The following is a 12,833-nucleotide window of genomic DNA, read 5'->3' on the forward strand; positions in this document are numbered from 1 at the left end:
TCAGCTACCTGATAGTCTGAATAGCAGCGGCAGGAGGTGGGGCAGAAAGATCAGACAGCCGACAACCACCGAGCCGATGGCGCAGATCAGCACTGTTCCTGCAGCGACGTCTTTGGCGATTTTCGCCAGTGGGTGGCGCGCGCTCGTCGCCAGGTCCACCGCTGCTTCAATCGCCGTGTTCACTCCCTCCGCCGCCAGCACCAGGGTGATGGTGATCACCAGCGCCAGCCACTCCCAGCGCTCGATCCTCAGGACCAGACCCAGGGCCACGGCGCATGCGCCCGCCAGACAGTGGATCTGCGCGTTGCGCTGTGTGCGCAGCAAATAGCCCAGCCCCGCAAACGCGTACCGAAAAGCGGCGATCAGCGGCCCCATCCGCCAATCCACCGCTCGTCGCGGCGGATCGCTCTGGCTGTCGGCATCACGCTGCATATCTCGATTATACACCACGTGGCGGGGGATGGTTCGGTAAGACGGCGCCTTTCCAGGGAGTGTGTAACGCCCTCGGGGCGAGACCCCACCCCCGGTTTGCCTGGCAGTTCTGCCCCAGCGCTACCGCCAGAACCGCCAGGCAAACAACCTGTGGGGCGGCATTGCCGCCCCACATCCCGCTCCTTGCTTCAAGATGGTCTGGAAAGATGCAGCTCTCCCGGACCGTAACCGGATGACCGGGTTGCCCGACCGGACCTTTAATCGGGCTGTAACACCAGGTTCTCGCCTGCCACCCAGCCCTTCTGGCCACCCACGGTAGTGACCCGCCACCAGGTGAAGCCATCGGCGGATTGGGGGCCTTCATCCACCATCATTTCCGTCCCGATCGGCAGCCGGGCGATGATGTTATCGGGGCTGATCGCCGGCGCCGAGCGCATCCGCAGGTTAAGCCCGCCCGCACGGGTCACCCAGGCGCGGCAGCCGACGGCGATCTCGGTGCAGGCCGGCCCGGTCTGGGCCGCCTCGCCGATGGTCACGCGCACCGGGCGAGTCAGGATCTGATCGGTGCCTTTGACCCGCGCGCTGATTGAGGCTGTGCCCTGCTCCAGGGGCGCTTCGACGCTCCACGTGCCATCGGCGCCAACCGTCACCTCGCCAAGCACCCGATCGCCGTTGAGGATCTCGAGCACTGTGCCAGGCTTGCCCTTGCCGCTGATCACATTCGGACCGGGCTGCAGCACCGCTCCCTCGGTGGGCGCGTCCACACTCACCCCCAGGCCCCCGGTCGCGTTCACCTCGATCGGCGCGCTCGCCGCTACCGCGTTCCCGCTGGCGTCCAGCGCTTCGACAATGATGGACTGTTTGCCCGCGCCGAGGATCGTCTCCAACTCCCAGCGCCCATCAGGGCCAACCACGGTCGTTCCCAGGTTCGTGTCGCCTGCTCGGACGCGCACTCGCGCGCCCGGCGTGCCCGTGCCGCTCAGCGTGACCGGGCCGCTCTCCACCTCGCCGGCGGGCGCGTCGAAGGTCGGCGCTGCCAGGGCCTCGCCGACAGCCAGTTTCACTGCATCGCCGGTAGCGACGACCCGGCCCCCGGCGTCCACGGCGCGGGCCACAATCTCCGCCTCGCCCGCCGCCAGGGTGGTATCCAGGCGCCAGTTGCCATCGGCGCCGACCACCGCCTTGCCGACCGGCGCGCCATTCACCAGCACTTCGACCGTCGAGCCGGGCGTGCCCGTGCCGCGCACGGTGTAGGGGCCGGCGACCACCGCCTCGCGACTGCTGAGGATGACAGGGGCCGCCGGGGTCACCAGCGTGGGTACGGGTGTGCTGACCACCACCGGCACCTGCGTGGCCGCCACTGCTGGCGTGCTCGCCTCGGGCGGCGCCGAGACGCCGGGCCGCAGCAAGGCCAGCGCCAGCAGCCCGGTGATCCCCAGCTTGGCCCAGTCGCGGCCCTGCCAGCGTCGCTCATCGGGGATCTCGGTGACGGTCGTTGTCGTCGTCGTCCGCTGCATCAGCGCCTCCCCTTGCGATACGTGCCGTCACGCACCTGCTGGGCGAAGACCTTCGCCTCGGCGATCCAGGCCGGAATATCCACATTTTGCCAGGCTTCGGGCTTGATTATCGCGCGGATCTGCTCCTCGGTCATACTGGCCAGTTGCTCGAAGCTGGTCACGCCGGCATTCAGCAGCCGTTGCTCGTAGACCGGGCCGATGCCATTGATGTCAATCAGCGGATCGCGGCCGGGCAGGTGGGCTAGCTGGCGCGCCTGCTCGCGCCACGCTTCGGTATCCAGTTCGGTCGTCGTCTCGGGATCCGCAATCGCGCGCAAGCGGTCCGGATGCGTGGCCGCGACCTGCTCAAAGGTCAGGACTCCGGCTGCGTACAGTCGCTCCTGGTAGGCGGGGCCGATCCCCCTGATGTCGGTCAAAGGATCGCCCTTGCTGCCAGCCAGACGGCCCAGGGCCAGACGGGTGGCCGCCAGTTCATCATGAAGGGCCAGGTTGTACTCGCGCAGCATGGCTACGTCCGTAGTCTCGTCAGCAGTGCCCACCTGCTTTGCCATGAGCGTCTGGCCCTGGGCGCTGGCCGGGGCGCTGGCAGCGGCGCGCAGCGCGGCCAGTTCGGCGCGAAGCTGATCGTTTTCCTGGCTTAACGTCGCGACACGGGTGCGCAGGCTGCCCAGTTCGTCCTGCACCGTCTGGAGCGTGCCCTGCGCCGTCTTCAGCTCACTTTCCAGCGCGGCCCGCCGATCGCCGCAGGCCCGCAGGTCGGCCGCCAGCTTGTCGCGCTCGCCGCGCAGGGCATTCACCTGCGTTTCAACGTCTACTGAGACCACCTGGCGGCGGCGGCGGAACCAGATCCAGTCCCATATCCACTCGGCGACAAAACCGATCAGCACGCCCAGCGTCAACCACCAGAGATAGATCAGATTCATCGAACCATCTCCCGCAACTACAACTCCTGGTGCATCCAAAAACCCTGCCACGCTCCTCTGACGTGCCGCGACCGATGACCTGCGCGCTGTGCTACACGTCCCGGTCCTGCGCGCATACATGCCGGTATGGCCGGCGGAGCAGCAGGTCAGGTGGAAAGACGGACAGGTCTATAGGTGCAACGCGATCCGCTTTTACGCTACTACGGCTAGCAGCGCAATTCCCTATCCAATTGGCTAGATCCGGGCACGCCTCCCGGCTACGCTTGCTGAAGGGAATGGAACGCTTCCATCAGGAGGAGGTTTGAGGAAATCTAGTTGCTTCACCAGACCGATGCAACGCCGGCCTCTGCCGGCAGGGCTTGGGGCCTGCTCCAACAAGGCGACATCGGCCCCGGAGATTCCTATGCCAACCGGCGCGCTTGCGGGGATCGGCTATAATGGCCGGTTGGAACAGCTCGGCGCCGGGGGCTGCGCTGTCTGCCCCTGGCGGCTGCACGCTCAACAGAGAGGCATTGCTATGCGACTGATCATCGTTCGCCACGGCGAGAGCGAATGGAATCGCATTCATCGCTACCAGGGACAACTCGACGCCCCGCTCTCCGAGCTGGGGTTACGGCAGGCCGAAGCGCTGGCAACGCGCCTCAAGGCCGAGCCGATTGACTACATCTACAGCAGTCCCCTCCAGCGCGCCGCTCGCACGGCGCAGGCCATCGCCGCCTACCATCCCCACGTCCCCCTGGCCTACAGCGACGCCCTGCTGGAGATTAACCACGGCGAGTGGCAGGGCAAGTACGCTCACGAGGTCGAGGCCCTCTACGGCCCGGGGTTGCGCGAGTGGCGCGAGCATCCTACCCGCTCCCAGATGCCCGGAGGCGAGAGCTTTTCCAACGTCCTCAAACGCACCCTCGACTTTCGCGAGGAACTCTGCCGGCGACACCCCGATCAAACCGTGCTGATCAGCACCCACGATGTGATCGTCAAGATCCTGGTCGCCGATGCGCTGGGAATGAACATGGATCGGATAAACCGCATCTGGGTGACCAACGCCAGCATCTCGGTCATCGAGTACGGCGCCGATCTGCCCTATCTGGTCAGTCTCAGTGAAGCCTGCCACCTGGGAACCCTGGCCAGCACCCGTGAGGGGCAGAAGGCCCTCTAAGTAGTGTGTGAACCAGGTTTTTCGCTAAACCCACCCCCTCCCCAACCCTCTCCCGCTGGGGGAGGGAGTTCGGCTCCTCCCCCCATGGGGGGAGGTTGGGAGGGGGGCGGAAAGGCAACGAACCTTCGTTCACAGACTACTAAGCGGTCTGTGAATGCGGGTTTTCGCTAAACCCGCCCCCTTCCCAACTCAACCCTCCCGGGGTGAGGGCGCCTGGCTCCTCCTACCAACGGAGGGAGACCAGTAGAGGGGCGGAAAGGCAAGGAAGGGCAGTTCACAGACCAGTTGAGGCCAAAATCACACTGCGGTCAGGGGCGCTCCCCGCTGCCTCAACACGTGATAGTGTTCACATCTCCTGAACACGTTCGCACCGCGGCGGGCGCGGAGGGCCGCAAAAAGTTCATCCTCTCCGTTCCTCTGCGTGCTCTGCGGTAAATCTCAACACGCCCTCAACACGTCTGGTTGGTCATCAGGCGGCAGCGGTCAAAGAGCAGCGTCCACAGCTTCTCGACCACCTGCCGGGGCACTTCCACCAACTGGTAGTAGAGCATGTCATTCCAGACCAGTTCGCGACGGATCACCTCTGGCCGGATGAATGTGAACTGGGCGATCAGGCCGATGTTCCAGGCCACCAGGGCCACGGCCCCGATGAGAATGGGCCATCTGCCCGCCCGCGGCTGCAACCAGGCCAGGAACGTCGCGAGGCCAACCACGAAGATCGGCGTGCACTCGATCAACCGGCGAAAGCCAAAGGCGCCCCGCAGGTGCCAGGTCGTGCCAAAGGCGCCGTTGATATAGGTCTGCGCCAGGAACCCGGCCAGCAGCAACCCGGCCAGCAGCGCATCCCGGCGCGCCAGCCAGAGCAGACCCAGCAACCCCAGGGCCAGCACCGGCGCCCATACAAAGGCGCCCCGCCCCGGATCAATGAGCGTATTGAGGAAGTTCGGGCTGCTCCAGATGAACTTGCTCGCCACGGTCGGCGAGGGGCCGGGCCGCCCGTTGAGGATCTGGTAGGCCAGCAATTGCGGCGTCAGCGTCACCCCCAGTGTTACGAGAAATGCCGCATGGCGGCCGGCAAGCCCCAGGGCCGCGCGCCAGCGTTCCTCTGCCACAAACGCTGCCTGGTGATCCCTCCTCTGCGGAGCAGTTCGGAGAGGCGGACCCCCCGAAGAACCCGCCGCCAGGACCCCGTAGGTCCAGAGGGCTTCCAGGGCCGGGATGATCAACAACAGCCCCAGTTGTTCGCGGGTCATCACCATCAACCCACCGATCAGCCCCAGGGCCATCCACGTACCCAGGCCCCGCTCCAGGGGTCGCCGCCAGTGACGCATCCAGACCGTCAGAAACAGCGCGAAGAGGAAGAAGCCGGGCGCGTGCGACCACGGCATCAGAATGATGCTGTAGAATACCAGCGAAGAGGCCAGAAAGACGGTGAGCGTCGCCACGGTGGCGGCAAAGTCGTCGCTGTAGCGGCGCGCCAGCCGGTAGGTCAGCAACAGGCCCAGCAGGCTATACAGCGCCGACATCATACACGTCGCGACGATGTACGCTCGCCCGTAGCCATCGCGTGGCAGGTTCGCCCCCAGAGCATTGGCGAGGCCCACGGCCATATCGGCCAGCACGAACCCCGGCGCCCAGAGGATCGCCGCGCCAACCGGCGCGACATTGCGCAGCAGCCCCGTCCGGGGATTGGGGTTCATCGCGTCTTCGCGCAGCAGCGCCCTGGTGATGGCCTGATCGCCGAAACGTTCGGCCTGCGCGGCGAAGTGCTCGTACTCGTTACGGAAATCGAGATCGCGATCAAAGTAGACCGAGCGCAGATAGGCGTAGTACTGCACCTCGTCGCTCAGGGCCACGCGCGGCACGCTGAAGGGCAGCAGCAGCAGAAATACCAGGGTAATCACCCACGGACCGGCGTCACCGGCAGCCAGCCAGGACCGGAAACGCACCAGCGCCCGTAGCCGCCCCGGAGTGGCGGGAGACGTCGTGTGGTCAACAGGTGTATGCATGTTCGCGCGCCACACGCTTCTACCAGGCAGGGGTATGGGGAAACCATGTTTCCCATACCCCGCCAGATGAAAACCTAGATGATTTGGCAAGACGGGACGGGAAAATCCGGTCTCCCGCACCCCGGTCAGTCCGCAATCCGCAAGCGCGCTAGCGTCGCATGACCGGCAGGTGTGTCCGCGTAAAGGTTACGCTGGTCAGATTAATGGTCGCTGTCAGATGGCCGTCGGTGGGATTGCCGGCGCCGTCAAGGAAGCGCGCATAGACATAATAGGCGCCAGGGGTGAGTTGATCGGCCCGCAGCCCGCTCGCCAGGCTCCAGTTGGTGATGGTAAAGGTCGTGCCGTCGCCGGGCGCCTGCACAGGCGTCCAGACCAGACTCGGATCGGTGGCGGGATTATTGACCGGTTGGCGGCTATTAGCCAGCCAGACCCCCCAGAAGCCCCGGCCTGGATAGGCATTATCGGTAACGGTGAAATTGCTGAAACTCAGGGTGGTCAGAATGGTAGCCTGAGCATTCGAGGTGATGCGCAGCGAGTCAGGCGTTGAACTCGCCAGCACCGGTTTTACGGGATCGTAGATCAGCGTTTGCTGATAATCCCGCTGATTGCCCGCCCGGTCGCTCACGCGCACAAGCAGATTATTCTCGCCGAGGGCGATCCGTCCGGGGTAGCCGAGCGCATTGGCGAAGAAGTCATTCTGCATCGGGATGGCGCGCGCGAAACTGGTAATGCTGCGACCGGCCGCCACATCCTTGAGATTGCTGCAATCATTGACCCCCCGGACGTCCAGGTAGAAGCCCGGCTCGCGGGTATAGCCGGGATGGCCATCACTTGCCCCGGCGGCGCCGCTATCAGCCGGCAGCAGTGGATCGTGCAGGTCATCGCCGGCAGGAGTGAACCGTGGCGCGCGCCGGGCGATGTGCGGATTGCTGATAATAACCGCCGCCTGGATCCCCGGGTCAATGATAATATCGTCGCTCTGCGGAGCGCCGGTATCACCATCGGCCTCGCGCACCTGGGTGTACAACTTCACCGGCGTGCAATCCTGGCCGAACAGACTGGAAGGCAAGGGAATGGTCATCGGGTTGCTGAAGGGCTGCCATCCATTCGAGTCATTGGCCGTATCGGTTGGTGGAGAGTTCCAGCGCCAGCGGATCTGCGCGGGCTGGCCGCGAATGTTGAGGAAACTCACCCTGACGGTGTTCCTGCCTGGTATGTACTGCGCATTGTCTTCAATGTTGGGGTCCGCCCCCACATCGGCGCCCGGCTCGGCAGCGAAGAGCAGATACCGCAGCACCGAGGGTCCGCCCCCAAACAACTCGCCGGCCACGTGGGCGTAGGAGGCGTCACTGACATTCGCCGACATGCGCGAGTTGAAAATCACCCCTGCGTCGTTCGGAGCGGCGATGGGGTTGGTGAAGGAGGTGCTGCCCCGCGGGCGCACGGCGTAGTACACGCGCTGGCCGATGTCCACCACGGCGTTCCACTGCAAATGCAGGTTGCCGCTGGAGTCGGCAAAAATATTGGCCGTGCCGAACGTCTTAGCGGGGCCGGTGATCCGGGTGACGGCCCAGGTATTGCCGTCGCTTGAACTCGACACAAAGATGCCGGAGCCTGAACCGCCCTCGGCGATGCCCCGGTACGCCACGTAGATGCGACCATCGAGATCGTAGGTTACCGTCGGATCCGCGTAGCCCTCATCAAGGCCCGAAACACGAGTGAGCGCAAATGTGCTCCCGTTCCAGGTGCCTGCGCGGATGACCAGGCGATCGCTCTCGCCCGCGGTCACCGCAATGGCCATCGCCCCGTTTGGCCCGGCTGCCAGAGCGGGAAAATTGACCGCCGCGTCGTTGCCGATGCTCACCCGGGGCGACCAGTTTTGCCCATCGTTGTTGGAACGCACGACGAAAGCGGGCCTGTCTGGCTCTCGCCAGGCAACATAGGCGTAATTGTCGCTGGAGACCTCAACCACGGCATTGACCGGGAAGGCGCCGCTGGGGCCAGCATACACGGTGCGCTGCGGCCCCCAGTCGCCGTTGAGCGGTTTGCGCCGGTAGAAGATTGAGCGGCGCTCCTGGTTGATCCAGACATAGTGGACGGCGCCATCGGGGCCGATAGCTATACTGGTGGTCGAAAAGTCGGCCTGACCGGGGGCATCGCCAAGCCGCGTGGGGTTGGGGAAGTCAAGTGTGCGGTCGCGCTTCTGCCAGACGAAGGCATCGGCGCGATTGGCGTTCGCCGAGAGGAACACCTCGCTCCGCGCGGCGACCACGTCGGGGAACTTGATCTCGCGAACGTTCGGGACAGTCGTCTGGCCGAGCAAGCGCGGACCGCTGCCCCCCTGGGCCAGGCCAGGCGCCGCGGGCAGGAGCAGGGCCACCAGGGTCAGGGCGCTAAGGATGAGAGTCAGGCGGCGCATAGGGTTGTCCTCTTCTACCGGCTAGCGGCTCGTGACGCTGAAGTCGTCAAAGAGAATCCCTCCCATCGCCCGCGTATACACCCCTGCCCGCCCTGCCGGGAGGGGCTCCGGATCGTATCCCTCGACCACAACCGTTCCGTCCAACGTAACGGTGATTGTGTCGCCGGTGACGTTCATTGCCAGCACATGCCACATTCGCTCATCGAACCCCGGTTCCCTGATCTCCACCAGCGTGGTGGCGACGCCCTGGTACACCCGTTCAAGCACCTGTTTGGGAGTAGCCGGGTACGCATTCTTCAAGATCCGGTAGCGGTAGTAGCTCGCAGTTAGCGGATCATTGCCGCTATAGCGGGCCACCAGCCCGGCGGTGCCATTGTACAGGTCGTAGAAACTGACCTGCACGGTGTAATCGGTCCACGCCGACGTGCCGGCGACCGCCGCCGTCTCCAGGGTTGAGGGGTTTCCTGCCGAGGCGGTAAAGCGTTGTTCGAGCCGCCCATTGGCGATCGTCCAGATAGGGCGCTGTTCAGCCAGCCGGATCGGCTCCAGCGGCACGAACGTCCAGGCGTTGATGGTTGCGGGATCGTCGAAAGTGTCTGCGGCAAGGATTGCAGCCGTCTGGGGCATCGTCGCCGCCGTCGGATTCGGGCCAATCGTCGGCGTGGGGGGAAACGGCGGATACTCGAGCAAAGGCTCTTGTTCCTGGGCGACACCACGCGGCGCCTGCCAGAGAGCCACGGCCACGAGCGCGGCGACCAGCAGCAATACCGCCCCGCCGGCAATAGCGGGTCTGATGTAACCTTTCATAGGCATCCCTCTCGATGGACGCGGCCCTCTTGCCGTGCGGGTCGCGCAAGGTGAACCTATTGTACTACTGAACGCCAGTGCTTGCGAATAGGAAGAAAGTCTTGACGCACATATGCATCCGCGCTTGCGCGTAGTATGCGAGAGGGTCTGGGAGGACGAGACACTCCCAGACCCCGTGCGTTTGTGTGGCGGCCTTAACGAGCGGTCGGTTACCGATACATCCTCGGCAGCCAGAGTTGGGGCGGCGTTAGATTGCTGGAGGGCACGCGGATCTCGATGTATCCATCGCTGGCGTTGCCCGCCGCGTCAAGGAAGCGCACATACAGATAGTAATCCTCGCCCGCCACCAGTTGCGCGCGGCTGAGACCGCTGGCCAGGCTCCAGTTCCTGATGTCGAAGGTGCCGTTTTGCACGCCGCTCGCCGGAACGATGAACCATCGCAGGTTCTGATCCCGCAGCGGGTCGGCTACGCGATCGGGCGAGTTGGCCACCCATACCCCCCAGATCTCATCAGGGAAGAAGTCGTCATCTACGGGGATGTTACTGAAGCGCAGGGTCTGCAGCAGGTCGAATTGGGGATGGGGAACGGCGCTGGCCTGTGAATTGTTGTTCGCGTCTTGCTGGTTCAGCCGCGGCCTCACATTGTCGTAGTTGACGGTCAGGTTAAAGGTCTGCCTGTTCCCCGCCCCATCACGCACTTCGACCACCATCGGCCAGGGCCGCGATTGCTGGCCGCTGAAGCCGGGGATCGGCACAAATCCGGACCAGCCGTTCGGCCCGAGCTGGTAGGTGGTGCTGAAACTGGTTCCGGCGCCGCTGATCCGGGCCTCGGTCAGACCGCTACAGTCGGTGTCGGGAATGATGTTCAGGTAGGTAAACGGATAACGCGTGTGATCGGGCGCGCCGCCTGGCGCCTGGCCATCGTCGCTCACCGGTGCGTTCGTGACGCTTGCGGCCCGGGCGAGCGGATTTTCCAGGTATACCCAGGCTTCCACTACGCCATCTATGAGAATGCTATCCGAACGCGCCTCAGCCTCGATCTCGCCGGTCTGCGTATTCCGAAGCTGGGTGAACAGGGTTGACGGCAGACAGGACGTATCGCTGTACAGCGCTTCCGGCACGGATACCCGCAGCGGGTTGCTGAAGGGTTGCCAGCCGTTGGAGTCGCTCGCAGCGTCAGTTGGCGGGGAGTTCCAGCGCCAGCGGATCTGGTTGGGTGTCCCCTGAAGGCTGGGGAACGAGACCAGCACGGCCCGTTCGGCGCTTCGACCGGTTCGAGGCGCATCGCCCTCGATCACCGGCTGGCCGCCGAAGGCCGCCGCTCTGAACAACGAATAGCGCATGCGCAGCCCGCTGCCCGTGAACTCCTCACTGACCATGTGATTGTACGCGACACCCCCGACAATGCTGCCGGAAGCCCGCGGGTTAAAGAGCGTGCCACTGGCGGCCGAAGTGAGCGGTCCGCGGAAGTTGGCCGTTGGAGACTTGAAGGCATAGAAGGGCTGGATTCTGCCCGACGGCTGTCCGATCCACGAAACGTGCAGGTTGTTTTGCTCGTCGAGGCTGATATTGGCTGTACCAATCACCCGGCCAGACGTGAGCCGGCTGCGCGGCCAACTGCCGTCCGGCTGGCGCTCGGAGTAGAACACGCCCGAATTCGGCCCGCCCTCGGCGATACCGCGCCATGCGACATATACCCGGCCCTGGCGGTCGAAGCTGATGCTCGAGTCGGCCCATCCATCGCCGCCGGAGGTCACCTGGCTGATTTCAAAGCGCGACGTTCCCGCGTTCCACAATCCGGCGAAGATGTGCAGGCGATCCCCGGCGCCGGCGGTGAAGGTCAGACCGACCTGGCCGTTCGGGCCGGCGGCCAGGCCCAGCGGCGACGCATAGGCCTCGAAACTGGTGACATTGGTCAGCCCGCTCCAGCTTACGCCGCCATCGGTAGAGGTGCGGAACCGCACCGGCGTGCCGGGATCGCGCCAGGCGACGAAGATCTGATTGTTGCTCGATACCGCCACCTCGACCGAGACCGGAAAGGGCGACCCCCGGTTGACGATGCGGGTTGGCCCCCATTCTCCTTGCGGAGAACGCTGGCGCACGAAGATCGTTCGTGACGGCTGGTTGATCCAGGCGGCCCACACCGAACCATCAGGCCCCAGGGTAATCGAGGTGGGGGAGTAATCGGGTTGGCCCTCGGCAGGGCCCAGGTCTACAGGGTTAGGAAAGCTGGTTGCAGTTGCCCCCTTACTCCAGGCGAAGGCCGTGCGGCGAAAGGCGTTTCCAGAGGCGTGTACCTGATTGTTGCCTGCCACTACATGTGGGAACTTCACATCATTGGAGCTAGGCATGATGAATTCAGTGATTAATTGCAGGCCGCTTTCTTGCGCCCTGGCAGAGGGCGCTGGCTGCGCCGCGAACACGGCGGCCAGCATCGCAACGGTACACAGCGCGACAAGCGAGGTTCGCAACATGGCTCGTTCTACCTCCAGGCGGGGATGGGCGAAGCGTTCGTGGCAGACGCCCCCGCATATCGTTCACCTAATGCTGACCTGGGTCCGGTGCTCCACAGCTCTCCAACCCTCCGCGACGTTCGTATGGAGGTGTGGAGCGGTAGAGAGAACGCTACTGCGCATAGGTCCATCCTGAACCGCAGCCCGGCAAACTGGCCCGCCGATCGCTGGCTGCGTCGCCGGCCCTCGTGCGGGCCTGCCCCCTGACCCTGGCTACGGCTGGACGACGGCAAAGTCGTCGAAGATGATCCCGCCAATGGCGCGGGTGTAGATGCCGGCGCGGCCGGCCTTCAGCGGCGCGGGGTCCTGCGCCTGGGCCACGACCTGACCATCAAGGGTGACGGTGATGGCGCCGCCGTTCACGCTCAGGGCGAGGGTGTGCCATTCGCGCTCGGTGAAGCCCGGCTCGTCAATGGCCGCCAGGGTGGTCGCCACGCCGCCTTCAACCTTCTCCAGCACCCGCTTCGGCGTATCCTCGAAGGTGTTCTTCAGTATGCGGAAGCGATAGTAACTGGCGGTTGCCGGGTCAGCGCCGCTATAGCGGGCCACCAGCCCGGCGGTGCCGTTGTAGAAGTCGTAGAAGCTCACCCTGACAGTGTAGTCGGTCCACGCAGCCTCGCCGGTAAGAGCGAGTGTCTCCTGGATCGAGGGGTTGCCGGCGGCCGCAGTAGCGTCCTGCGCCAGGCGCCCGTCGCGAATGGTCCAGACGGAGCGGCTCTCAGGCAGCACGAACTCGAGATCGACGATCTCCCAGGCGCGCAGATCGGCCGCATCGTCGAAGGCGGTCACCGCAAGTGGCGCCCGGCCTTGCGGAAGTGGAGGCGTTGTCGGGTTGGGACCGACGGTGGGGGTAGGCGGATAGACAGGGTATTCCAGGATCGGCTGTTGATCCTGGGCTACGCCGCGGGGGGCCTGCCAGAGGGTCACGGCAATGGCGCCGATGACCAGCAGCCCGACCGCCAGGCTTACGATCATAGGTGTGCGATATCGCTTCATAGACCTGGTCTCCTTCTGGGTGAACGCTCCTCAGGACCGGGGGCGGGAGTAGACCGCG

At 64.8% G+C, this 12,833-nt stretch carries 9 protein-coding genes; 1 reads left to right on the forward strand and 8 read right to left on the reverse strand.

Features of this window, described 5'->3' with window-relative positions:
* The 3 genes from NZU74_05695 to NZU74_05705 form a co-directional block, all read right to left on the reverse strand.
* Window positions 1-432 carry a diacylglycerol kinase family protein gene (locus NZU74_05695; GenBank protein ID MCS6880806.1) on the reverse strand — a complete coding sequence of 144 codons (432 nt, stop codon included), beginning with the start codon at window positions 430-432 and terminating at the stop codon, window positions 1-3.
* A gap of 257 nt (window positions 433-689) precedes the next feature.
* A complete protein-coding gene (locus NZU74_05700) occupies window positions 690-1,949 on the reverse strand; it encodes an Ig-like domain-containing protein (protein ID MCS6880807.1) in 1,260 nt (419 codons plus the stop codon).
* Window positions 1,949-2,872 carry a helix-hairpin-helix domain-containing protein gene (locus tag NZU74_05705; protein MCS6880808.1) on the reverse strand — a complete coding sequence of 308 codons (924 nt, stop codon included), beginning with the start codon at window positions 2,870-2,872 and terminating at the stop codon, window positions 1,949-1,951. Before NZU74_05705 ends, NZU74_05700 begins: the two co-directional genes overlap by 1 nt.
* Before the next feature lie 403 nt (window positions 2,873-3,275).
* On the opposite strand from NZU74_05705, the gene NZU74_05710 reads away from it, so the two are divergent.
* Window positions 3,276-4,031 (forward strand): histidine phosphatase family protein, encoded by a 756-nt coding sequence (locus NZU74_05710; GenBank protein MCS6880809.1) that lies wholly within the window; start codon window positions 3,276-3,278, stop codon window positions 4,029-4,031.
* Window positions 4,032-4,480: 449 nt separating this feature from the next.
* On the opposite strand, the gene NZU74_05715 is transcribed toward NZU74_05710, so the two are convergent.
* The 5 genes from NZU74_05715 to NZU74_05735 form a co-directional block, all read right to left on the reverse strand.
* Entirely contained in the window at window positions 4,481-6,040 is a 1,560-nt protein-coding gene (locus tag NZU74_05715; protein ID MCS6880810.1) for a glycosyltransferase family 39 protein, read from the reverse strand.
* Between the two features lie 148 nt (window positions 6,041-6,188).
* Window positions 6,189-8,459, reverse strand: a complete 2,271-nt coding sequence (locus NZU74_05720) for a BNR repeat-containing protein (GenBank protein MCS6880811.1) — start codon at window positions 8,457-8,459, stop codon at window positions 6,189-6,191.
* Between the two features lie 21 nt (window positions 8,460-8,480).
* Window positions 8,481-9,266 carry a hypothetical protein gene (locus NZU74_05725; protein ID MCS6880812.1) on the reverse strand — a complete coding sequence of 262 codons (786 nt, stop codon included), beginning with the start codon at window positions 9,264-9,266 and terminating at the stop codon, window positions 8,481-8,483.
* Window positions 9,267-9,475: 209 nt separating this feature from the next.
* On the reverse strand, window positions 9,476-11,617 hold the full coding sequence (locus NZU74_05730; GenBank protein ID MCS6880813.1) for a hypothetical protein: 2,142 nt from the start codon (window positions 11,615-11,617) through the stop codon (window positions 9,476-9,478).
* A gap of 375 nt (window positions 11,618-11,992) precedes the next feature.
* Window positions 11,993-12,775, reverse strand: a complete 783-nt coding sequence (locus NZU74_05735) for a DUF1080 domain-containing protein (GenBank protein MCS6880814.1) — start codon at window positions 12,773-12,775, stop codon at window positions 11,993-11,995.
* Between the last annotated feature and the right edge of the window lie 58 nt (window positions 12,776-12,833).

It is taken from the genome of Chloroflexaceae bacterium (assembly GCA_025057155.1).
GTDB lineage: Bacteria > Chloroflexota > Chloroflexia > Chloroflexales > Chloroflexaceae > JACAEO01.

Excerpts from the sequence above, each read along its gene's own strand:
- NZU74_05695 (MCS6880806.1), bottom strand. The coding sequence starts at position 432 with ATGCAGCGTGATGCCGACAGCCAGAGCGATCCGCCGCGACGAGCGGTG.
- NZU74_05700 (MCS6880807.1), bottom strand. The coding sequence starts at position 1,949 with ATGCAGCGGACGACGACGACAACGACCGTCACCGAGATCCCCGATGAG.
- NZU74_05705 (MCS6880808.1), bottom strand. The coding sequence starts at position 2,872 with ATGAATCTGATCTATCTCTGGTGGTTGACGCTGGGCGTGCTGATCGGT.
- NZU74_05710 (MCS6880809.1), top strand. The coding sequence starts at position 3,276 with ATGCCAACCGGCGCGCTTGCGGGGATCGGCTATAATGGCCGGTTGGAA.
- NZU74_05715 (MCS6880810.1), bottom strand. The coding sequence starts at position 6,040 with ATGCATACACCTGTTGACCACACGACGTCTCCCGCCACTCCGGGGCGG.
- NZU74_05720 (MCS6880811.1), bottom strand. The coding sequence starts at position 8,459 with ATGCGCCGCCTGACTCTCATCCTTAGCGCCCTGACCCTGGTGGCCCTG.
- NZU74_05725 (MCS6880812.1), bottom strand. The coding sequence starts at position 9,266 with ATGAAAGGTTACATCAGACCCGCTATTGCCGGCGGGGCGGTATTGCTG.
- NZU74_05730 (MCS6880813.1), bottom strand. The coding sequence starts at position 11,617 with ATGCCTAGCTCCAATGATGTGAAGTTCCCACATGTAGTGGCAGGCAAC.
- NZU74_05735 (MCS6880814.1), bottom strand. The coding sequence starts at position 12,775 with ATGAAGCGATATCGCACACCTATGATCGTAAGCCTGGCGGTCGGGCTG.